General features: G+C 57.6%; 28 protein-coding genes. 25 read left to right on the top strand and 3 right to left on the bottom strand.

What is annotated here, in order from left to right:
• Positions 1–93: 93 nt before the first annotated feature.
• Both BW971_RS13715 and BW971_RS22275 read left to right on the top strand, forming a co-directional pair.
• The gene (locus tag BW971_RS13715; protein WP_076480506.1) at positions 94–1,167 is read left to right on the top strand and encodes a hypothetical protein; all 1,074 of its coding nucleotides are present in this window, start codon (positions 94–96) and stop codon (positions 1,165–1,167) included.
• Between the two features lie 548 nt (positions 1,168–1,715).
• A complete protein-coding gene (locus tag BW971_RS22275) occupies positions 1,716–2,117 on the top strand; it encodes an HNH endonuclease (RefSeq protein ID WP_076480504.1) in 402 nt (133 codons plus the stop codon).
• A gap of 88 nt (positions 2,118–2,205) precedes the next feature.
• On the opposite strand, the gene BW971_RS21255 is transcribed toward BW971_RS22275, so the two are convergent.
• Complete coding sequence (locus BW971_RS21255) at positions 2,206–2,940, bottom strand: hypothetical protein (RefSeq protein ID WP_143690381.1); 735 nt, start codon at positions 2,938–2,940, stop codon at positions 2,206–2,208.
• Positions 2,941–2,974: 34 nt separating this feature from the next.
• On the bottom strand, positions 2,975–3,559 hold the full coding sequence (locus BW971_RS13705) for a hypothetical protein (RefSeq protein WP_076480502.1): 585 nt from the start codon (positions 3,557–3,559) through the stop codon (positions 2,975–2,977).
• Positions 3,560–3,880: 321 nt separating this feature from the next.
• On the opposite strand from BW971_RS13705, the gene BW971_RS13700 reads away from it, so the two are divergent.
• The 21 genes from BW971_RS13700 to BW971_RS13615 all read left to right on the top strand — a co-directional run bounded on the left by BW971_RS13700 (position 3,881) and on the right by BW971_RS13615 (position 16,669).
• Entirely contained in the window at positions 3,881–4,198 is a 318-nt protein-coding gene (locus BW971_RS13700) for a hypothetical protein (RefSeq protein WP_076480740.1), read from the top strand.
• Positions 4,199–4,265: 67 nt separating this feature from the next.
• Positions 4,266–5,303 carry a hypothetical protein gene (locus BW971_RS21250; protein WP_143690380.1) on the top strand — a complete coding sequence of 346 codons (1,038 nt, stop codon included), beginning with the start codon at positions 4,266–4,268 and terminating at the stop codon, positions 5,301–5,303.
• Between the two features lie 3 nt (positions 5,304–5,306).
• Positions 5,307–5,702 carry a hypothetical protein gene (locus BW971_RS13690; protein ID WP_076480498.1) on the top strand — a complete coding sequence of 132 codons (396 nt, stop codon included), beginning with the start codon at positions 5,307–5,309 and terminating at the stop codon, positions 5,700–5,702.
• Positions 5,703–5,991: 289 nt separating this feature from the next.
• The gene (locus BW971_RS21245; RefSeq protein WP_143690379.1) at positions 5,992–6,192 is read left to right on the top strand and encodes a hypothetical protein; all 201 of its coding nucleotides are present in this window, start codon (positions 5,992–5,994) and stop codon (positions 6,190–6,192) included.
• A gap of 41 nt (positions 6,193–6,233) precedes the next feature.
• Positions 6,234–6,551, top strand: coding sequence for an aggregation-promoting factor C-terminal-like domain-containing protein (locus tag BW971_RS22315; protein WP_456119722.1), 318 nt, complete (start codon positions 6,234–6,236; stop codon positions 6,549–6,551).
• A 340-nt stretch (positions 6,552–6,891) separates the two neighbouring features.
• Positions 6,892–7,050: a hypothetical protein gene (locus BW971_RS21510; protein ID WP_159441866.1), complete on the top strand. Its 159-nt coding sequence runs from the start codon at positions 6,892–6,894 to the stop codon at positions 7,048–7,050.
• Between the two features lie 375 nt (positions 7,051–7,425).
• Positions 7,426–7,920: a hypothetical protein gene (locus tag BW971_RS13685; protein ID WP_143690378.1), complete on the top strand. Its 495-nt coding sequence runs from the start codon at positions 7,426–7,428 to the stop codon at positions 7,918–7,920.
• A gap of 199 nt (positions 7,921–8,119) precedes the next feature.
• A complete protein-coding gene (locus BW971_RS13680) occupies positions 8,120–8,719 on the top strand; it encodes a J domain-containing protein (RefSeq protein ID WP_076480493.1) in 600 nt (199 codons plus the stop codon).
• Positions 8,716–9,030, top strand: a complete 315-nt coding sequence (locus BW971_RS13675; protein ID WP_076480491.1) for a hypothetical protein — start codon at positions 8,716–8,718, stop codon at positions 9,028–9,030. Before BW971_RS13680 ends, BW971_RS13675 begins: the two co-directional genes overlap by 4 nt.
• Positions 9,031–9,852, top strand: a complete 822-nt coding sequence (locus BW971_RS13670; protein WP_407701220.1) for an ArdC-like ssDNA-binding domain-containing protein — start codon at positions 9,031–9,033, stop codon at positions 9,850–9,852.
• A gap of 256 nt (positions 9,853–10,108) precedes the next feature.
• On the top strand, positions 10,109–10,423 hold the full coding sequence (locus tag BW971_RS13660) for a hypothetical protein (protein WP_076480486.1): 315 nt from the start codon (positions 10,109–10,111) through the stop codon (positions 10,421–10,423).
• 46 nt (positions 10,424–10,469) lie between these two features.
• Positions 10,470–10,748, top strand: coding sequence for a hypothetical protein (locus BW971_RS13655; protein ID WP_076480484.1), 279 nt, complete (start codon positions 10,470–10,472; stop codon positions 10,746–10,748).
• A 763-nt stretch (positions 10,749–11,511) separates the two neighbouring features.
• The gene (locus BW971_RS21240) at positions 11,512–11,913 is read left to right on the top strand and encodes a hypothetical protein (protein WP_143690376.1); all 402 of its coding nucleotides are present in this window, start codon (positions 11,512–11,514) and stop codon (positions 11,911–11,913) included.
• Between the two features lie 110 nt (positions 11,914–12,023).
• The gene (locus tag BW971_RS13650; protein WP_143690375.1) at positions 12,024–12,953 is read left to right on the top strand and encodes a PASTA domain-containing protein; all 930 of its coding nucleotides are present in this window, start codon (positions 12,024–12,026) and stop codon (positions 12,951–12,953) included.
• On the top strand, positions 12,950–13,432 hold the full coding sequence (locus BW971_RS13645) for a GIY-YIG nuclease family protein (RefSeq protein WP_076480481.1): 483 nt from the start codon (positions 12,950–12,952) through the stop codon (positions 13,430–13,432). The genes BW971_RS13650 and BW971_RS13645 overlap by 4 nt, the downstream gene beginning before the upstream one ends.
• Before the next feature lie 25 nt (positions 13,433–13,457).
• The gene (locus tag BW971_RS13640) at positions 13,458–13,775 is read left to right on the top strand and encodes a hypothetical protein (protein ID WP_143690374.1); all 318 of its coding nucleotides are present in this window, start codon (positions 13,458–13,460) and stop codon (positions 13,773–13,775) included.
• A 116-nt stretch (positions 13,776–13,891) separates the two neighbouring features.
• Entirely contained in the window at positions 13,892–14,227 is a 336-nt protein-coding gene (locus BW971_RS13635) for a WXG100 family type VII secretion target (protein WP_076480478.1), read from the top strand.
• Positions 14,224–14,523, top strand: coding sequence for a WXG100 family type VII secretion target (locus BW971_RS13630; RefSeq protein WP_076480477.1), 300 nt, complete (start codon positions 14,224–14,226; stop codon positions 14,521–14,523). The genes BW971_RS13635 and BW971_RS13630 overlap by 4 nt, the downstream gene beginning before the upstream one ends.
• Complete coding sequence (locus BW971_RS13625) at positions 14,520–15,845, top strand: HNH/ENDO VII family nuclease (RefSeq protein ID WP_143690373.1); 1,326 nt, start codon at positions 14,520–14,522, stop codon at positions 15,843–15,845. The genes BW971_RS13630 and BW971_RS13625 overlap by 4 nt, the downstream gene beginning before the upstream one ends.
• A gap of 16 nt (positions 15,846–15,861) precedes the next feature.
• On the top strand, positions 15,862–16,278 hold the full coding sequence (locus BW971_RS13620) for an ankyrin repeat domain-containing protein (protein ID WP_076480473.1): 417 nt from the start codon (positions 15,862–15,864) through the stop codon (positions 16,276–16,278).
• A complete protein-coding gene (locus tag BW971_RS13615) occupies positions 16,271–16,669 on the top strand; it encodes an ankyrin repeat domain-containing protein (RefSeq protein WP_076480472.1) in 399 nt (132 codons plus the stop codon). The genes BW971_RS13620 and BW971_RS13615 overlap by 8 nt, the downstream gene beginning before the upstream one ends.
• 656 nt (positions 16,670–17,325) lie before the next feature.
• Here the strand turns inward: BW971_RS13615 and BW971_RS13610 are convergent.
• Positions 17,326–18,249, bottom strand: a complete 924-nt coding sequence (locus BW971_RS13610; RefSeq protein WP_143690372.1) for a hypothetical protein — start codon at positions 18,247–18,249, stop codon at positions 17,326–17,328.
• A gap of 412 nt (positions 18,250–18,661) precedes the next feature.
• Here BW971_RS13610 and BW971_RS13605 point away from each other — a divergent pair, with 412 nt between their 5' ends.
• Positions 18,662–18,970: a hypothetical protein gene (locus BW971_RS13605; RefSeq protein ID WP_076480737.1), complete on the top strand. Its 309-nt coding sequence runs from the start codon at positions 18,662–18,664 to the stop codon at positions 18,968–18,970.
• 46 nt (positions 18,971–19,016) lie between these two features.
• On the top strand, positions 19,017–22,106 hold the full coding sequence (locus BW971_RS13600; protein WP_143690371.1) for an Eco57I restriction-modification methylase domain-containing protein: 3,090 nt from the start codon (positions 19,017–19,019) through the stop codon (positions 22,104–22,106).
• Positions 22,107–22,186 lie beyond the last annotated feature (80 nt).

Raw genomic sequence — 22,186 nt, 5'->3', positions numbered from 1 at the left:
CGTCGGGAAGATCAAGTCACAGGTGGGAGGCGCGATTGCGGGCTACCTGGGTTGGCATACCCGAAGCCTGATTGCGTCGGTAAGCCGTTGACCGTGGGGGATACGACCTACACGTTGGACCCACCTCAGATACCGGCGGCCTGGCCGTGCTTGTCGGGCGGCAGTGATGGCATCACGATCGAGCTGCACTCCAACTCGAAAAACGGATGGCTTGTTCAGTCCACGCCCACCGCCGCGACCATGACGGCTCAGCCGTCGCGGGATTTTGAGGCCACCACCGACGCGCTCGCTTACAAGACAATCTTCGCCAACGCGGCCGGAAACGGCACGTTCATGGTTCCTGGCGGAACGACCAGCTTGAAGTTCGATAGCAAGAACGCTCCGCAGACGGTCACGCTGAACGCGGATCCGGGAATGGCGCTGCTTGCGACGGGAATGTTCGGAGCTCATGTCATGCTCCCCGAGGCCGCACTCCTTGAGTTCCCTGACATTGCGGCTTGCTTCAACACGTTGACCGAGACGCCGTCGTACAAGAACGATCCGACTGGTGCCGGCTTCGGGGGTCTCGTGAATGGCGTCAGCAAGTGTATCGACGAAGAATCCAAGAGTCTCACGCCGAAAGACACGTCGACGACAGCGACGAAGTCGCTCGGAGCGATCTTGTCGATGGTCCAAGACGGCGGAGCGCTGCTGTTCACGAATGTCCAAGGTGCGCTCGGCCCTCTCACGGGCCAGGACCGACAAGTCATTAACGTCAGAACACAGCAGAAGAGCGCCGCCGCGGGAAGCGGCAGCGGGATCCTGACGCTGACTACTGGCATTACGTCCAACGGAGCTGGCTTCGTCGTGTCGCCGAATCACTTCAGGGTGTCTGACCGGTACAAACACGGCGGGCGGTACTACGCGGACGTCGCATACCACTGGGCGGTGGAACGTCCTGCGGGGAGCGATCTCGGGTACTGTAAGTATCACGTCAGAGTCACCCGCGCGGACGGGTCTGAGGTGGGTCGATATGACAGCGACAACTTCAACGGTTGTTCAGGCGGCGGCGGGTACGGAACGAACACCGAGCTGACCGATCCGGGGCTGTACACGGTCACCGTCGATATCGAAATGGAGAAGGGGCCTCCTCTCCACGCTGTGCAGCAGTTCACGCTCGACCAGTAGCGGCATGGCGGTTGTCCACAGAAATGGCGAAGTTATCCACATGGTGTTTATTAAGAGATCAATTTGTGCTTAAATAATAACAGCCTACTGCGTCTCTTACCAGAATGCACGTAGCGCCGCGGCAGTTGGCGTACGACTACACGTCGCAATATATCAAACAAACTAAAAACCCCTACCGGAGTAGAGGCTTAGAGAAGATTTGCATCTCTTACCACTATCCATTATAGGGGTTAGTCAGGAAATTGCAATAGTGGAATCTATACAAACCGTCATCAATCATTCATCACACCTCCGTCCTAGGAACAAGGACGGTAACGTCCCCCTTGATCCTAGGAATCCTAGGAGCGGTCGCAAGAGTCAAGCTAACACTGAAAGACTCGCAGACTACCTAGTTGAGAAGTTCCAGTCACCTCAGTATCGGCCGTTGTTCCTGCGCGTTGCTTGGCGGTTGCCTGCGGGCACGATCGATCACCATGTCGCCACAGCTTTCGAGTTGGGGCGAAATCCCAGAGCTTACTTCATCACGTTAGTCAAACAAGAGGCTGCCTATGGCGCGTAACCCCGCCATCAGTTACCTGGATCTGTTCGTTCTCTACCGATCCACCACTCCCAAGGAACGCTCTACTGTTCGCCGCAATGTCGAACGCGACCGTATGATGCGAAAGAAGTTGCGGGTGCAGCACCGACGATGTTTTTTCTGTTCAACATCAATATCCATCCGAGATCATCTTGACCATCTCGTGCCCGTATATTACGGCGGGCAGAACAGGACAAGCAACCTCGTGGCTAGCTGTGTCGACTGCAATCTGTTGAAAGGCACGTCCCAGCTGGTAATAACCAATCCCGATACCATCAAGTTCTATGAGGACCTGAGGCGGGAGCACCGGCGCTGGATCGTGGATTGCAGAAAGAATCCACAAGCCGGTATCCGTAAGAGTCGAGCGGTTTGAAAGTACTATATATTTCGAGCGGACTTATTCCGGGGCAAGCAGCTATAGCTGAGTAGTTTCAATGCTAGACAACCAGGGATCACTTCACCTACGGTTTGTACGAATGCTTGTCATAAGTCATTTTGGGGGACAAAATAGTATCTGCGGCTCTCTGCAGGGATTTTGCATCCCTCACAGCTGCCTGAAGCGACTGCATAGCGACCTTCCAGTTGACTTCCTTCGAGACCGCGCCGTTGGCGAACCCGGTTGCTTGTTGCACTCCAGTAAGGAGCGAGCGCGCCGGATCTTTCAATTCTTTTGTTACGATGCCAACTAGCGCTAGCCGGGCAGTGACTGTGGCAGTGTTTACTGTGACAACAAACTGGTGTCGACGTTCCAATATGTACTGCGTTGAGATTTGATGCGACTCATCAATGTCCACGATCTCTTGATGTCCCTCTTCAAGGTCGACCTGTGAAGCGAACGCGCCATACATTGTTGCCACCGCATTACTGAGCTCAGACACTGCCCTAAGCTGGATTTTTCTGATTTCCTCCATTTGTGCCCGCAACAGTTCCTCTTGATTAACAGTCGCGATTTTCCTAGCAAGATTTGCTTGCCACAACGCAACTACTACCGCGACCAAGGTCAAGGCGCTAGCGACCCAACCGCCAATGGGTCCCCAAACGGATGCACCCCATCCGTGTGTAAGACTCTCGGCGAGGAGACAAAGCGCGAGGCCCAATACAATTAACAGGCCGGCAGCTGCAAGCAGCAGTCTATTCAAGCGCATCCACGCTCGTACACTTTCACACCACGATGTCTTGGTTGCTTCGTCTCCCATGCGCTCGTTCTATCACCACGCGAAGACACCCGTGCTATCCCTGCCCGACGTAGTCCCCGGTGCAGATATTGATGTATCGGTCGGGGTGGAACGTCTCGCCGTGCTGCGGGTAATACCACTCGATCGCTTGGTACATCAGCTGGCCGTCGCAGGTGCCAAGGTTGAAGGCGACGATGGTCGCCTGTTGCTGCGTGGAGTCCGCGACCGACTGTCCCGGTGCTTCGTAACTGCCTGTCCCGGTACCGGTCGCCTGGCTCCCACCCCAGCTCGACCACGTGATGTTCTCGACCAGGCCGGTCGGGTCGCCACCGTTGAAGACCGTCGCCGGCCGGACTTCGCCGTATCCTTGCTGGCTGCTCGCCCATACCTTGCCGAGCGTCGGTGTTCCGCCTTGGCCTTGTGCCGTCGTGTCGGACCCCGTCGGCTCAGTGGTGACGGGCACAAGGGGCGCGCGGTCATTTTCTTGGGGCGCTACCGGCGGTGCGGTGACTGTCTGCACGCTTCGCGTCACCGTGACGGTGCTGCGCGGAGCGCTGGTCGTTGACGAGGTCATGTCGCACGCGGCGACGAGCACAAGGCCCGCACAGACGGAGGCGACAGTCGCAATCGTTCGAAGCATGGGTCTCATGATCGCGCAGGCGGTTGGCGTCTGCGTGTCATGCGGTGGGACTACACCAGAGTGCGTGTGCCGGCCTCCGGCCGCCAGGCTCGATCGTATTTCGCCGCCGGTTCGCATACGAGCCTCGCACCGATGCGGTTAAGTACCCCAATGACTGAAGATTCGTCTCCAATCACGTACCCCCGCGACGACAGTTCGGGACTGCCTGCCGAGCTGCTGGAGCACGACAAGGGGCGGAAGTTGTACGTCTGCCATGGTTCACCTTGGAATCGAGCGCTTGACGACTACTTCAACAGGCCGCGGGACCTTAAGGTGTGGCACATGGATCGTCACTACAAGAAGGGCGATCTTGTCCTGACGCACGTTGATACGAAGCCTGAGATGTACATAACGCTGGAGGTGTCGCGGCACGACGGAGACGGTTCGCATGAAACGCCAATCCTCGTCAACCACTCGCAGACGGTGGTGTTTGACAAGGGGATTTACGGGCCTAACCTCGCGCGGCACTGCGGCTTCGCACTCGCTCGATACGGCGTGTACCGCGGCAACCAGGTGCGCAAGATCCTGGCCGCTGTCGACAGCGAGCTCAAGTTGGGTACGCCCTGGTTGACGCCCGGACGGTGGACGCAGGGGATGTAGCGCCGCAATCGCGTTACCTACGCGAACAAAAGTCTCTGCGGCGCTTGGTGGCCGTAAACTGTGGCGCATGCTGTTGGCCCGCATCGACATTGACATGAACGCCAATCACCCGGTATTGGGGCCCGTGGTGTTGATTATATTCATTGGGTTGATTGCACTATTTGTCTGGTCGGGATCGGATACTGCGAACCGCCGAAGCAACCGGCGTTATAAGGAGAAACAACAGCGAGAGAGGGACCGAAAAGAAGCTGAGGAGGCTTCAAGATTAGAGGCGTTACGCAAACAGAATCAAGAGCGTGAAGCCAAGCGCGAAAGGGAGCGTCAGGCCAAGTGGGAGGCGGAACGACCTGAGCGCGAGGCTCAAGCCGCCAGAGAAGAGGCCGAGAGGGCTGATCATGAGCGGTTAAGGCGGGAACAGCAGAAGCGCGATGATCGTCATAGTGCGGAGAATCTTTACGCAGAAGCGATTGATAAGATTGCGGAATTGATACTCAGTGTGCGTAGTGCCTACAGTACACTTGATGAGACCCATCGCCATTACTCCGCCACCGCGTTCGCTCCGTTCTGGGTCAGTTGTAAGCAAAGCGAGAAAGACATTGATGTGGTCGCTCGCAATGCTATTGCCCTGTACGACTGCGCAAAGCGGTACGCAACCTTAGTCAACACCACTGAGGCTGAGCTTCCACCATTCCTGAACTTGGTACCTTTCTTGGACGTAGCCGCGAGTACAGTGGGATCACTGCACGACGAGCTTAGTACGATAATGTACGAAGGTGAACGCAGGTACGAGTTTGCTGACATTCTGCAACAAATGAAGACCAGGCAAGAGTTGCAGAAGGGCTTCAGCTCCGTGGTTCATGGTCTAGACACTGTGCGTCAAACGCTAATGGTCTCGACTGCTATCATTACGAACTCGATCAATGACCTGAATCGCACGATTGTCGACCAATCTTCGTATACCCGAGGAGTGATTGCGCAATCGCAAAACGATATGCGACAAGCAAGCGCCGCGGCGAACGGTGAGATGTCACTGGCAATGCGCCAGCACGGTGAGACCTCGAAGAAGCAGTTACACGTACTGCAAAGCATCAAGCGGCGGATGTGACCCGTGAAGCACGCGCTCTACCTCGAGATCACCCCAGAGTCCAAGATCGGCATCGCCCACCTGTGGAAGGAAGCGATGGTCGGGATTCTGGAAGAGCTGTACACGTCGTATGGCATCGGGACGGCCGAAGGCGATGCGCCATCGAGTCAGAACGAGCGCACGTGGAGCTCGTTCCCGGCACTCGCCCCGCCGGGCTCGGGGGAGCTGCTGATGACGGTGCAAGAACATGAGCCGCCGTACTGGGTCATGTTCAACCTCCGGGACGGCCTGCTGACCGAGGCGTCGTTCCCCCTCGTGCTCGAACGTGTCGCAGAACGGCTGTACATGGAGTATCGCGTGCAGTACGAGCAGCGTCCCAACGACGTCGACGACCTGCCTATTCGGCCGTTCGAGCTATGAAACATATCGACATGTTGTAAAAATAACCCGCTATTTTTGCCTCTGTTAAAGCCCACAAACCAGGTCGCTTAGTATTGCATTATAACCATTAGTGTGATTAACTTGTTTTAGACCCAAGCAAGGTCACCAAACATTAACAACTAACCCGTAGCCGTATCACCGCTCACAAACTTGCACGATCGCGCCTAAACGATCCACGCGATGAACATAAGCCAAGCGAACTGCGAGCGATGACACGGCTAGGGGACTGCGCGGGCAACCGCGCCACAACTAAATAACGGAGACAAACATGTCGAACAAAACACTCTCACCAACAGCACCTAACCAACCCAGGACCATCGCGGTCAGCGTCATCATCCCGTGGCTCATCGTCACGGTCATGACCGCAGCCGTCGCCGGCCTGATCGCCGGCTGGTTCTTCCACGCTAACGTCACGGTTACGAATGCCGAGGTACTGACGGCCGCGGCGTCAAAAGCCGATCGCCGCTAACCACCGTCCGCACGACGGCGGGGAAGCGGCAACCATCACGAATAGTCGCTCAGACCGCACCAGAGCCCGTCCAGGCGCTCCGGGACGCCGAAACCGACGCCAAGGCCTTCATCTTCGAGCATGAGTCAGGCGGACGCTTAGACGCGGTCAACGCGGAGTCCAGTGCTTGTGGCCTCGGCCAGTCACTTCCGTGCGCGAAGCTCGCAAGTGTGTGCCCTGATTGGCGAACAAACCGCGATTGCCAACTGGCCTACTGGGAGAGCTACATGCTCCACCGGTATGGCTCGTGGACGCGGGCGAAGGCGCACTGGGTTGCTCGCGTGCCGATCAACGGCCGCGATTGCGGGAACTGGTGGTGAGCGGCGGAAGACTTTAACAATCCGGTTCGTGAAGGCATGGTGCCGGCAGGGACACTAACCTCGCAGCTCCGACGTCGGCCTCAGATGACGATCAAGCCATGCCAACTGTATTTCAAAACACGGTAAACATGATAAGTCCGTTGAGATTTGTCGCTGCTAGCACTATGCCTTTCACGAACCCGAGCCGGTGGCCCATGCGAGAGGTCATCGGCCCAATAATTTCACAAGGAGCAACACCAATGAACACTGAACCACCCGCCAAGATGTCACGCTCATGGAAGCTGCTCTTCTGGAGCCTGGCGATTCTGTTCATCATCGCCGTCATCGCCAAGGTGCAGTCATGATCCTTCAGCTCAACGAGCAGGAAGAGCAGCAGCTGGTCACGCTGGTCGGCACCTCGTACCTGCACGACGAATCGGGACAGCGAGCCGAAGCCGAGATCGTGGCCATGATTGCCGCGAAGGTGCGCGAGCAGGTCGAGGAGCAGGTCGGTGGATAGAGCGATGCTCAGTCAGCAGACCTCGCCTGCGCCGAGCTGCCCCCACGCCTGGGAAACGATCACCGAGCTGATCAAGCCCGAGCGGCGCACACCGGGGGAACGCAAGCGCACCGCGGACATGAGCAAAGTGCCATACGCGCAATTCACGATTCGGCGCTGCACCAAGTGCGGACTGCGACGACCAATTGACTATCAGATAAGCAAATAACAGGAGGTGATGTGGAACGACAACCCAACAACAACAACAAAGACAGACTGTGCGACGCCGACCTCGTCGAGCTAGCAGTCGCCCGAGCCATCGAAGAAGAGCGCGACATCAACGACGCGACCGCCAGGGTCATCGCGAGCTTGCACCACGGCGGTCAGTCGAGCGCGATGTACAGCTTCGTCAGTACCGGCGCGATCAGTGACCGGCTGAGCGTCGAGATTGATCGCGAGTACCTCGAAGCCGACATGAACGACCGCCACGAGCTGCGCACCTGGATGGTGCTGCTCGGCGCGTACGTCAACGGCATCGGTGAACGTGGGCCGGTGGACGGCTGGAACCGGATCTGGATCGACAGAGGACTGAACGAGCCCAGTGACTCAAGCGCCAGCTGCGGCGAGCACTTCAGTGACCCGCACGCCGTCGGGTGCGCTCTCGAAAACGACGAGTCGGAACCTCTGTCACTTGGAGAGGTCATCCGCCGCAAATTCATCGGGGTCAGCACCGCGAGCTTGATCCGGCACATGGAGCAAGCCGAGGACTTCAGCACGGACGACGAAGAGGTCGAGCTGTCACGCCGGATGCGGGAGATCGGCAAGACGTGGTGTTGGAGCCCGGGGTTCACGGATCCGCGGATTGAGGTGAGTGACGGGGGTGAGTCATGAGGAGTCCAAATATTGCTCTCAGAATCAGAGTGGCACAGAGGATTGCGGCAGTAACGCATCTGCGCAACCTGGGGTTTAGTGTCGAGGACGCATGGCTGCTGACCAGCCGTCGTATCGCTATCCCGGTCCAAACTAGCCCTACCCGCCACTTACCCTGCCGATGTGTGCTCATGACGAAGTCCGATTGGGGTGACGCGTCATGATCGACTCCTACCCGCTGCAATGGCCTTCCGCATGGCCGCGAACCGAGTACCCAAAGTCAGCCAAGTTCAAGACCCCGTTCTCATACGCTCGCGATCAGCTACTGATTGAGCTGGACCGACTGGGCGCGACCGACGTCGTGATCAGCAGAAACATGATGGTGCGCCAGGACGGGCTTCTGTACGCGAAGCAGCGTATGCCCGACGATCGCGGTGTCGCCGTCTACTTCACGCTGAACGACGAGCAACAGTGCATCCCGTGCGACAAGTGGTTGCACGTCCACGACAACCTCCAGGCGATCCGGCTGACCGTCGAAGCGCTCCGGTCCCTTGAACGCTGGGGCGCGAAGGAGATGGTCAACGCCGCGTTCCGCGGCTTCAAGGCACTGCCGGCCGAAGCCATCATCACGCCGTTCACCGCCAAGCCGTGGCACGAAGTGTTGGAGGTATCACCGACGGCGTCACGCGAGACGATCCGCGCTGCGTACCGCTCCATGCTGATGAAGCACCATCCCGACCACGGCGGCAGTGCCGGCGAGTTCCAGACAGTGCAGCGGGCTTATGAGCAGGCGGCGAGTGCGGTAGGGGGTGAGGCATGAAGGCTTACAAGCTTAAGATGGCAAGCGATCCCGACGCTGGTAGCGAAATTGTGTTCGCAACCACGTCGCGAGAGGCCAAGAAACAGGCGAGAGGCCAAGACTTCTATGAGATGTCCGGCGACTGGTGCGACCTGAGAGTGGGTCGTGCGCCGCACTACGACGGCATGGAGGCCCTGAGTGAGCGTGAGCTGCGTAAAGAGAATTGGCGCGACGGGTGGTGGTTTCATCAATATGGGTGCCCCGATGTCGATGAAGCTACAGACGAAGATTTCTACGCCTGGTATGACAGTAATTTTGGAGTCACTACGTAAGTGGCTGGTCGTCGCCGACCACCAGCCGCGGAGATCCCGGAGTCAGTCGCCAGGCTGACGCCCGCTGATCTGCTCGAACAAGCACTGACGCTCGAGCCTGGTGAACTCACTACGTACAACAGGGCCCACACGTACTCCATCCGAAACCAAATGCTCCTGCGCAGCCAGGGTGTCCGAGAACCCGTGTGCAGCTACGAAGGTTGGAAGGCGTTTGGCCGGCACGTGGTCAAAGGTGCGTCTGGCAAATACATCTACCGCCCGATCATGGTAAAGACGGGAGAGGTAGACCAAGAGACCGGCGAGCCGAAGAAGTACAAGCGCTTCAAGCCAGTGAAGGGAGCTTTCGTCTACTCGGACACCGAGGGCGAGCCCCTTCCGGAGATCGAGCACCCCACCTGGAGCCGCGCGAGGGCGTTAGGTGCACTCGCCATCAATGAGGTGGTCTACGACGACATCAGCGCGAACACCCAGGGCTACAGCTACGGACGCAACCTGGCCATCAACCCGGTCGCGCGGTACCCATTCAAGACGACGATTCACGAACTTGGCCATATCTGTATCGGGCATACAGCACCGGATGCACACCACGACTACACCAAGCACCGTGGCGTCAGTGAGTTCCAGGCCGAGACCACCGCATACATCGTGCTGAACGAGCTGGACATGCACGACCACTTCGATCCTGGTGAGAGCCGCGCGTATATCCGTAGCTGGTTGTCCGGTGAGGTGCCGAGTGACCAGGCGATCGGGCAGGTGTTCAAAGCCGCTGACGAGATCTTGGTGGCCGGACGTGAGCCGATGAGCAGTGAGGGCGCTGCATGAGTGACCGACCATGTACGTCGGGCAGGTGCGTGCTCTGCGAGCGCGACGTGGCATGCGTGGACTGGCACGAGTCTGCTGATCACGGGATGCCGCTGCTGTTTCGGATGACACCGGAGGAAGCCGCCGATGAGCTGCACCGGCACATGGGCGCGGTTTGGGACTCAGTTGTGCGAGTAGCGACAGCCACAGATAAGTCGCCGCTGACCGGCACGAACGAGCGGGACCTACGGTTCTTGATCAGTACGGACGGCGAGTCATGACCGACGAATCCAACATCATCAAGTTCCCGGTCGAGCGCCGCGAGCAGGCCATACAGCGCCACCAGAATCGCCATCGGATCGACCGGTTCCGTGCGGCTTACCTGCGGCTCAAGCTCACGCGTAGGGAGCTGGGCTTCACCGAGCCCAACCCGGCGCTGAACACGGATATGGCCCGCATCGCGCTCCGCCTGTGCGACACGATGCTCCGTGCCAAGGACGCCGAGGGCGACCAGTTAGAAGAGCTGATGGAAGAGAGTTCAAGTTTATTGATGGCTTATGAGGCCATGAAAAAAGGAAACGATGATGAATAGAACGGCCGAAATAAGCCTTTCGATAGGTGATCCTATCCGTGATGGAGTGACCCGCATCCTCGCAGACCACGACCTCGACGAAGGCAAGCACACGCCCGAGCGTTCGGCCAGTGACTGCGACGCATGCCGTGAGGATCTGGTGGCACTGTGCGAGTCGGTCGACCGCAAGGCGCGACTCGACGAACGTGCCAACGTTGCTACCAGTAACTATGCCGGTAAGACGTTTTCCGACGCGACGGATTGGCAGTACGAGTACGGAATTTTTGAGACGGAGAATGATGAGCGCATAGCGGAGTTAACCAACTGGAAGGAGCAAACGAAGTGACCAATAGAGATACCGAGCTATATGAGCTATGCAAGCAGGTATATGCATGTTCCGACTTTGTGGGTGACGCAATATGGCCTCATGATAATTACACACCAATCTATAGTTCAGATTACTTGCTAGATTCCTTTAAAAAAGCTGACTTGAGTGTTGTGTTGCGATACAACCACGACATGGGCGGCAGAGCTGGCATGAGAGCGTGGGATGGCAAATTTTGCGCTGGCACATTTGATATGCCACAAGGTGAATACCCAATCGCGGAAACAGCGCTTAAATGCTTATTACTCCTGACCCTCAAATTGATAGACCAAGGCATAGACCTAGGAGAGAAAAACGACCACTAATAAGACACAGGGACTAGATGATAACAGCGTCGACAAGCTAGGCAGCCTCCTATGGCAGGCGCTCACCCAAGAGGCATCTCACGTTATCAACTGCGACGAATATAGCCACCATCAAGTCGCGCTGCCGTCATGTGAAGATTTCACTGAGAAGAACTACGCCGAAGCTAAGCAAGCCATCCTCCAATGGGTAGCAGATGAGGTGGGTTTTGCTAAACCAATGCCATCATTTCAAGACACGAGATGGAACTATGCAATAGATAAATATGAACAAAATATACACGACGCATTAAAATCAGCGGGCTGGAAAGGAGGAGCGGAAGCATGAGTAAAGACAAGCTCCAGACGGTTTCATTAATCGTATCATGCGTCGCGTTTGCGGTCGCATTCTTTGCGCTCGGATATGTGACTGGACGCCCATCATGACAGAGCAAGCTAACACCCCTACGCCACAGGATGAAGATCTGCGACAGAAGATTCACGAGATTACACAGACGATGCTCGTAGCGCTAAGCGAGTGGCAAGCTGGTGTAACGATCGACTACACGTCGATCAAGAATCAAGGTCGTGAAGATTTGTTTAAGTTCATCAAAGCCAGACAAGAAGAAGCGATACGCCATACAGAGAAAGCATACGGCGGCTGTCACGCCTGTTATGGAAAAGGTTACGCCACCCACCGGTCCGCCATTACTGGCGTCGACACTGATCAGGCCATCGGCTCACCTGGCGGTCGCATTTATCATCCGTTCGAAGAAATGCGCTTCTGTACCTGCGACCGCGGCCAACAGCTAGAAAAACTGCTAACCCCAAATACGGAGAGGTAATGAACGAGGCTGCTGCTTGACAGTGACGCCGGCGATCAGCGCCGAACATGTTGCTCTGACCATATCCTCATAGCCCGGCCAGCGGACATGACGTCGCTTATGATCTCGACGTGAACAAGCGCCCCATGCTGGTGGTCATTGGTTTTCTCGTGTTCGTGCTGCTCGGCGTCGCCGGGTGTGCAGATGGCACCGACACCGACGCTGATGACGCCGAGCGCAGTGAGAAGATGCCGAAGGTTGTCGGCATGAAGCTCGACGAAGCGAAAGACGCGCTAAGCGACAAGGGTTTCAAGAACGTTGACTCCGAGGATGCCGCAGCCGATCGCAGCATCATCGTAGAATCCAACTGGGTCGTCGTACGTCAGAGCATCGCCGCAGATCAGACCGAGTCGACCAAGACCAAGATCAAGCTGGGTGCGGCCAAGCCGTCAGACAAGACGTACAAGCAACTGCTCGCGGAAGGTCAGGGGGCGAAGCCAGGTCCGTCCTCGGTTGCCTCGGCGACATCAACACCACCGCCTGCACCCGCAAAGCCGGCGGACACGTCTGACGCCGACTTGAAGCACAACCCGTGTCGGATTCTGGCCCTGTCCAACCTGGACACCAGCGTGTTTATTGACTCGTTCCAAGAGCCCAACAACACGGTCGACACAGAGAAGGATGGGTTCAGACAGGCATCCCTAGGCTGCGCCAACACTGATCTCAGTCTCAGTATCGAGGTGACCAAGTGGCGCTCGCCGCAGGAGGCTTCTAAGACGGCGACCGACGATGCTTATCCGGCCTCGAGTCCGGTACTCGTCGGTCAATCCGGTATCAGCGAGAATTATCCGACCGGTGGTGGAACCCGAATCAACCCGACGTCCGGCGTCTCGCGTCAGACGTTTGCGGTGGGGCCCTGGGAAGTGTTGACCACCGGCAACTTCGACGACTCAGCCATCGTCCAAGTCAAACGCAAGGAAGATCCCGTCCCCGTGGTCATCTCGACGTTCGACAAGATCAAAAAGCAGGCCACGGCGATGATCACCAGCGGTGACTGGTGACAGTACGTGCTGCCCTCCCCGAGACATTCCCTCCCGGTGTCGCAGAGAAGCTGGGTGTCTACGTCTATGCCCTGCGTGACCCTCGCGACCAGTCGATCTTCTACATCGGCAAGGGCAGGGGAGACCGCGTCTACAGCCACGTGTGGGTTGCCATGGGGGAGTCTCAGCTTGTCGAGGATGGTGTCGAGCGCGACTCCGCGAAGGTCACGTCGGCGAAGAACAAGCGGATCAACGAGATCTACGACGCTGGCGAGCAGGTGCAGCACTACATTCTGCGGCCGAACATCGCACCGGCGGAGTCACCTGACAAGCAGGCGTTTCAGTTCGAGCAGGTGCTCATCTCGGCGTTTCGGCTCATCGAGCGAGACCTGGATAACCCAGTACTGACCAACATCATGGGCGGCCACACCTCGGGCGAAGTTCATCGTCGAACCGATCGAGGAGACGATCCGACAGTTCGCGGCAAGCCCGGCCGGTGAGATCGAGCGACCGTTCGTTGTGCTGGTGTCGACGAACCCCGTGCTCAAGTCGGCATCGAACGATGAGATCTACGCTCATTACGCAGGGTGGTGGACGGCACGACATGCCGTGGCTATTCCGAACTTGCCCGTGTTCATCGTTCATGCCGGCCTGATTCGCGCCGTCTTCCGGGCTGAGTCGTGGGAACAAGCCGGTGACACACCATCGCGTTGGCGGTTCCACGGCACGATCGACGACACCCTCGACAAGCGTTACCGCGGCAAGAGCCTGTCCTACGTCGACATCGACCGTGACCCGCCGCTCAAGAACTGGTCGACTGGGGGCTGGCACCTGTTCATCTGAACGCACGACACAAAAACGGCCGAATGAGACATACCGGAATTGGCCGTTTAGTCGCGTCATTCATTCGACCTATGTGCACCGCTTAAGAACCTGCAGGCTGTTGTAGTCTGCCGGGCATGACCAGTGGCGATCTGAACGTCGAACTCAACGAGTTGGACCAGGCTGCCCAGTTCGTCGCCAAGGCATATGACGACATCACGAACGGCAAGAAGGCCGTCGACAAAGAGGCCAACGACGTCATGCTCGGCAGCTGGACGGGACATCTGGCGTCGAAGGTCAAGGACGGCTACGAGACCTGGCTTGATGGCTTCAATGAGGTGCTGAAGTCCCTGCAAGAGAGCAGCGACATCCTGTCGGAGATCCGCCAGTCCTACGCCAATCGTGACCACGAGAATGCATCGAACTTCCAGTCGATCGGTGGCGAGTCCGGCGGAATGCTCAACCTGCCATGACCACGGGTGGGGATGACTTCGACGTCACGCTGAACGAGCTCGACGAGCTGGTGCAGTCGATGGACACGTTCAACGACAAGGTCGCCGGCATCGCCGAGGACATTCAGAGCCGAATCGCCAAGCTGCACGCGCAGTGGCAGGGGTTGGGCGCTACCGGTCACGCCGACTTCCAGGATCGTTGGGATCAGTCGATCGAAGAGATGCGCGATGGCCTCGACAAGGTGTCCGCGGCTTGCCGTACTGCCCACGGCAACTACTCCAAGGCGGTCGAGACCAATCGCGGGATGTGGCCGTGAGCCCGCCCATCAAGTTCCGGCGCGGGGTGTTCCAGGACGCGGCTGACGGCTACAACGGCCAGAAGGAGGCGCTGGAAGCTGCGGCGAAGCAGCTGAAGTCGGCGCTGTCTGGCGCGGGCGGCTGCGCTGGCTCGGATGATCCCGGACAGGCGTTCGCAAAGACCTACGACCCGGCAGCCCGGTCAGCGCTTGATGGCATGACCATGGTCATCAACGCCACCGGTGGCATGCACGATCTACTCCAGCAGTCAGCGTTCAACTACAAGAACGCCAATCAGGTCGACCCGGCCAAGGAACAGGCTGACCGTGCCGTGCCTGACTGGATGTCGTCGACCTTCCTGTCGCCCAATGTTCCCAGCGTGCTCGGCGGAGCGAACAAGGATCCCGGTTGGTGGGAGACGCTGCGTTCCTACATCGGCGGCAAGATTTGGCCCAACGCGGACACGGATCGGCTCTCGCAGGTCGGCACCGCCTGGGAGAACGCGGCTAGCGCCTTCCGCTCGGCGGCGTCGGCTATGGGGCCCATCAACGCCACGATGGGCGGCCAGTCGGTTCCCGAAGCTGGTCAGATCAACACCAACGGCAGCAATCTTGTCACCGCGGTCAATCAAATCGCGGACAACATGGATGCAGTGGGGAAGGCGGCTGACGCCTATTCGCACGCAGTGACGCAAGCTCATGACCAGCTGAACAACGAGGTCAAGCACCTCGTCGAGCTGGCACTAGCCGCGATCGCAACGGGCGTGTTGTTGGCCTTCGTCACGGTCGGTGTCGGTGCTGCGGCCGGCGTCAGCGGTAGCGCGGGAGCAATGACCCTGGCTGCTACACGGGCCATGACGATCCTCGACGCGCTGCTCGGTGCCGCGGCCGGGTTGGGTGGGGCTGGAGCGGTCGCAGCGATTAATCCGGGTGCTGTGGGTCTGCAAGGCATACAGGAACTCGCTGGTGCATCGCCCATTGCCGCGCAGTACAACGCAGTGGATGCCACCGGAGACAGCGGTGCCTACGATGTCACCAAACGCCGGGTCAAGCTGCGCAACAGCACGAAAGAGGAAATTAAGCAGAACGCGCGGGACGAAGGCCTCACCAACGCCGATGGCGACTTCATTGATCCCAACACTGGTGCGGTGATACCGAAAGATGGCCCGTTTGACTACGGACATAAGCCAGGTATGGAGCATTGGCGGATCGTCGAGAAGGCTCGGGAAGAGGGATGGACGCGACAGGAGCTGGTTGAGTACGAGAACAACCCAGACCTGTACGAGATCGAGGATCCCGCTGCGAATAGAAGCCACGCCTACGAGGTTCCACGTGAGAAATAGCAAAGGGTGATTGAGCATGGCTGACCGGATGGGCCGCATCCCGCTGCACTACTACGCGCTCGAAGGTGAGGCGGATAAGGTTCGCGAAGCTCTGGCTGACGGTGCGGACGTCAATGCCCGCGACGACGTCGGGTTCACGCCGCTGTCGTTCGCAGCACAGGAGGCCAAAGGCGAAGTCGTGAAGATCCTCTTGGACGCCGGGGCCGAGGTGGACGTTCGTGACACGCGCAATGGCAACACCCCGCTGTGGAACTCAGTTTTCAGTAGCAGCAAGGGCGGTGACGGGAAGTGGATCGCGATGCGTGAGTTGCTCGACCGCGGCGCGGATCCTGACTTGAAGAACAACCATGACCGCTCACCCCGTGAGGTCGTCGACACCATGGTCAATGAGCAGATGAAGGAGATCTTCGCTGAGCACCCACCACGTGGCTGATCAGTCCAAGCTGTCGTCACTGATCTCGCTCGCGTACTACGGCGAGTCAGCTGAGATTTATGAGCTGCTGTCTCAGGGGGCAGTTGACCCGAACATCACCGACGCAGAGGGCATGACCGCGCTGCACGCGGCGGTTCAGCAAGGCCACCTTGACGTGGTGCGGGTGCTGATCGCGGCCGAGGCGTCGATTAATCGCCGAAACACCGCCGGGTTGACCCCAATCTTCATGCTGGCCGGCTGCCCGCTCGACCGTCAGGTCGCCATGATCGGGGAGCTCGTCGAGGCTGGCGCGAGCCTGCGGGCTGCGGCGCGGAACGGGGTCACTGCCGAGCAACTCCTGTTTGACGTCGGCGGGACTGAGCTGCGCGAGTGGTTGGCCGCGCGGCACTAGTTCACTAGCGGCGGTTTGCCGGCCCACAGGCAGCGGTCGAGCCAGGGTTCAAACCTGTTCCACCGAAGCCCGCGGTTCCATCCACCGACTTGCATTCGCTCTTCGTAGGGGACGCTCGGTCCCCAGTAGCCGCGGTAGGTGACATAGAGGTGGGTGATGTGCGGACCGATTGTCAGGTTACGGGTCGCTTCGAGCCACTCGCGGGTCTCACGAGGGGATCGCAGCGTTGCGATTCGACCATTGCGTCCGCCGCCGGGGCGCGTGCCGACGATGACCCGGTACGACTGTGGCCTTCTGAAGTCGGGCGGGTTGAATGTCCAGGACTGTTCGAAGCGTCTCATGTCGGTCTTGGTGCCTCCCTCGCGACGTGTAAGCGCGTCAGAGCGACTGCAATGACGAATGCCGCCTCGTAGTCCAGCTCGACGCCTACTCACGCGCTTGCGGCCTGTACGGCGGTCGTGGAGCTCTCACTCAGTCCATGGGGCATCCGCGGTCCTGTCGTCCCGAAGCAAGCATGCGGCAGCCCTCGCAGAGACCCCTCGCATCTACAAGGACTGCCGGGGACCATTGTCCTGAATCGGATTTAGTGTGGCAAAGCGCGCCTTAGTTGAAGCCTGGGTCTACTGCCGTAGTCGCGAAGCCATAGACGTCCGGGTCTACTGGCCACGGAACTCGAGCATTGGTTCGTTGGCTAAGACGTCACCTCCGGAGCTGATGTACAAGCGCTGAGGGGACACGGAATATGTGGTGTACCCGTTCGCCACCTCGTACGTGTCGTTGAGTGGCTGCGCACCGTTGAACTCACTGGGAGCGTCATCGCTCAACCGCACACCGCGGTAGTAGAAGGTCTGTGGGCTGCTTTGGCAGATGACAACCTGCGACTTCGCGGTGCGGCCCGTCATGACTGGTGCGTCTCCGCTATCGCAAGACGCATGGGAGTTGCGGAATCCCTGGCTGTCCATGTCGGGGTACGCACCGGTGCTGGAGGTGTTGGACGAGGCTGGCGAGTCGCTGGTGTCAGTGGCACTGCCGTCAGTGCAGCGACGGGTGGGGTAGTCGAAGAACGGGGTCCAACTCGATGTGTCCTCGCCGGGATTCAGAGCGCGGTTGTATCGGTGGGTCGTTACGAGAACCGAAGGTTTAAATTCTGCGCCTGCCGGAATCGTCTTGTACGGCGAGAGGTCTGCAGTTAGCGCGAACGTGTTGCCACGGTACTCAGCGTCCGCCGGTCCGGACTTGCTCTCGTCCTCTAGATAATCGGTGAATTCGACTCCCTCCCAACTGCCGTCAGAGTTTGCGGAGAATCCAATAAGTGATTGCTGCTCGACTGGACCACGAGGTGCAAGCTGCAAGTCAAAGCCAAACGCACCTGGTTGATCAATCATCGTCGGGTTCGCGCGAAGGTCACCGGGGAGTGGCACCTGGCGTACGGGGTGGGGGGCACCGGCGAAGGCGACGGTAATCCTGATGCGCCTGTCGCCGAGGTACTCGATGTCTGCTGATATTGCACGAACGTCGTCCGGCACTTCTCCATCGACGTAATGATTCTTGTCTACTCCTTTGTCGTCTTGTTCACTCAACCGCTCGCACACTTGGTGCCTCGGAAACCCTGTCCACTCGACGCCCTTGCCAGGACGGGTTAGGACATAGGTAGCAAGAGCGACGAAGCAGATCGCCAGTACGACAACCAGTGAGATCAGAATCCATATCCAGCGCTTCGACGACTTGGCGGGCGAAGGTTGGGCCGGAAAAGGTGGCGGCCCACCTGGTGGAACGTGGCTCACTGAAGTGGACTCCCGTCGATTCGTTCGTCGCTGATCGCCTGACTATCGCCGAGGGTGGTAAGCCGTGTTACCGGCTTGCTAACAGCTGGCCACGGAAAGTCGGGCTGGGCGTTCCCACGCGTCCCGCTTCCCTCGTTCCGTGCGGTCACGCCCAGCAGTCAAGACGATACGCCGGATCGAACGCATGTTCTACTGTGGTGGTGTGGAGATGCCACCGATCAAGGGAGACCTCGGCCAACCGCGCCGCAAGGTGTTCTACAAGGTCGGGCACAAGGCGGTCCTCATCGACTTGGGTGCGCTATACCCGCGGGTTGCGCATCACTCGGGTCGCTACCACCCGAAGGGCTTGCAGGTCGACAAGGTCGTGACCGGGGTGCTCACGGGCTGGCATCTGTCGGAGTGGGGGCACTGGTACGGCCGGGTCACGTACACGGTCGCTGCGGGCGTGTGGGAGGAGCAGGTGACGCACTGGGTGCCAGCTTGGGTGTTGAGACCGGTCAAGGACACCCACGGATAGCGACGTCATTGGTTTGGCTTCTCGATTGAGGTACTACTGTGTTGACGTGGCCCACTTGTTCCCACCTTCCGCGCTGAGGAAACGTGCTGAGGAGATCAGCACGGTTGACATCATCGATCGCGTAGATATTCTTCGTGCCTGGCTCCTCGACTACGACACTGGCACTTTGAAGACAGATACCGAGCAGGGGCGCGAAGGTGGCTACACGGAGGATGTGTTTGTAAAAGTACTTGGTTACAAGCTGAAGCCAGACGCTCACAGCACGTTCGAGCCGAAAGTCGGTCAGGAGGGCAAGTTTCCTGATGGAATCATCCGTGTCAATGGCGCAGAAGACCTCACTGCGGTAGTCGAGTACAAGCGCGCAAGCGCCGATCTAGACAAGCCCCAGAAGGGGCCGACCTACGGCAACCTGAGTCCCGTACAACAAGCGTTCAACTACAAGTCTGCTCACCGCGTCTGTCCGTTCGTCATCGTCACAAACTTCTTTGAGTTTCGACTTTACAGCGACAATCGAATGGACTTCGAACGCTGGACGCTCCGTGACTTGGTCGACCCAGCCGACGACTACCTCGGGTTCAAGAAGTGGTACTACCTCCTTAAAGCCGAGAACCTCGTTAGAACATCGGGCATATCGTCGACCGAGTCGCTACTATCGGAGATTCGGCATGAGCAGTTAGAAATTGGAAAGGATTTCTACAAAGAGTACCGCGACATACGGCTCGAACTTCTTCGTGATATCTGGCGGAACAACTCAGGCTATCGAAACCACTTTGATGATGCAATCACCAAAGCACAGACGATAATAGACAGGTTCGTCTTCATCTGCTTTGCTGAGGACGGCGATCTGATGCGAGCGGATACCCTCGCGCGGTGGCTCAAAGATACTGATCAGATGCAGGGCACTTCACTATGGGAAGAGTTCAAGACTCTGTCCTGGCGCGTCGGCCACGGACATGGCTATCTCGACATCCCCAGTGGATACGGTGGGGATCTCTTTGCTGATGACCCTGAACTGAACGCCCTCGATATTCCGGACCAGCCTCTACGCGCCTTGGCGGAGCTTGGCTCTCGCTACAATTTTAAAGACGACCTGACGGTTACAGTGCTGGGACACATTTTCGAGCAGTCCGTCACCGACCTTGAGATGATTAAGGCAAAGGCGGCGGGCGGTGAACTCCCGACCGGCGAAGACGACACCCTTGGCCGTGGAAGACGAAAAAAGGACGGGATTTTCTATACCGGCGACTACATTGTCAGGTATATCGTTAACGCAACAGTCGGTGAGTATCTCCGTGACAAAGAGACTGAGTTACTCAAGAAACACAATCTCTCGGGTATGACTAAGGATGCCAGCTTCGAGAAAGCCGAACGTGCAGCATACACCGAGTACCAGCACGTACTCCAGTCGATTCGAGTACTAGACCCAGCTTGCGGCAGTGGCGCTTTTCTCGTAGGTGTCTTCAATTATCTCCTTGCTGAAAACAAGCGAGTTGACGATATTCTGGGTGGCACGTTGACATCTCAAGAGGATTTCGTTCGAAGCATTTTGTCAGACAACATTTATGGCGTCGACCTTAATGAAGAGTCGGTCGAGATCACGAAGCTCAGCCTCTGGCTCCAGACTGCGATCAAGAACAAGCCGCTCACGTCGCTTGACCAGAACATTAAATGCGGCAACTCGATCGTGAACGACTCAGCCGCGTCTGACGCACCGTTTGATTGGTCAGAAAAGTTCCCGAACATCATGGCTGAGAAGCCTGCGACGAAACTGAAGTTTGCTGGTGAGAATCGCGAGCCTGGGTTCGACGTAATCGTGGGTAACCCTCCATATGTGCAGCTGTCGCAGGGGGGTGTGGAGTCGGAAGAACTACGCGAGCATCTAGTGGGCCGCTATGGGACATCTGGTGGTCGACTAAACACTTTTATTTTCTTTACGCTTCTGGGCTTGGACCTACTGCGTGAAGATGGCAGGCTCGGCTTCATTATCCCTAATACAATTCTCACGCAGGAATTCTACAAAGTAGCCAGAAAAATCATCATTAATCGTAGCCGTATTGAGGAAATTGTCGAATACCCAGAGATGCAGTTCGAGGATGCCGTGGTTGAGAATATTACGCTGCTTCTCAAGAATCGCCCAATTAGTCCTGGTCGCAAACCCGAGCTCTTTGAAGTGGTCGCTCAGACCGCGAATACAGTGACGCCTGTTCGCGCTATCGATCAACGCCCGTACGCCAGGGCAAGAAACAACGTCTTTTCTCTGCGCGGTGATGCTGTGACTGACGCGATTGATTCATTAAAGAAGACTACTACCATTGATAAGCATTACAATATTAACCAAGCCATTGCCCTTAAAGGTGACCGTAAAGCCTCGATCAAAGATGAGCCTGCGCAAACTGGCGAATTTTACAAACTTCTCGATGGCCGAAACATCAACAAGTATAAGATTGACTGGACGGGCAATTGGCTTGAATACGATGTGTCGCGAATCCACTCGTGTAAGCGTAAAGATATTTTTGAAATAGATGAAAAGTTGTTCTTTAGGCGTACTGGAGTATCTATTATTGCGGCATACGATAACGAACAGTATTTCGCTCTTAACACCCTGATAGTCGTCACCCCAAAAACCGACACGCCACCGTTGAGCCTTAAGGCGCTCATGGTTCTGATGAATTCGGCCGTGCTTAACCATTACTATGGGCGGAAGTACAAGTCGACTAAAACAGTTTTTTCTGAGATCCAAGCCCGTACGGTAGGCGCGCTTCCGTTGCCGGTTGAGATTTCCGGTTGCGATCGTGTACTCGCGGAATTAGCAGATCAAATCACAGCCGCTCTCGCCACAGAATCTAGCAAGATTCACGGGTACGCCAAGTATCTTATGGCCTCGTTTGGTATCGAACCTCGGATTGCGATAAACGCGGTGGGTAGGGCGAATTGGAAATTGCTGGAGATGGCACTCAAGGAATTCACAACTATCACTCAACGTCAAGAACTGTTCCAACACTTTGATTCTGTGCTGGACGATGTCGAACGGTCTAGAAAGTCTTACTACACGCTAGTGAGTAGAGCTGATGCGATCGTCGCGGACGCGTACGGGCTAACACCTGCGCTCGCTCGGATGACACAGACGGAAGATTGAGAGCAGTAACTCGTCGTCACCCGTTCGTACGAACCTCGTCCCACCGCACTGCCTCCGCCCCAATCTCTTCGTAAGCTTCC

Origin of the sequence: Williamsia sterculiae (assembly GCF_900156495.1) — a bacterium.
Taxonomy (GTDB): Bacteria; Actinomycetota; Actinomycetes; order Mycobacteriales; family Mycobacteriaceae; genus Williamsia_B; species Williamsia_B sterculiae.
This window is presented reverse-complemented; position numbering and strand designations above follow the sequence as displayed.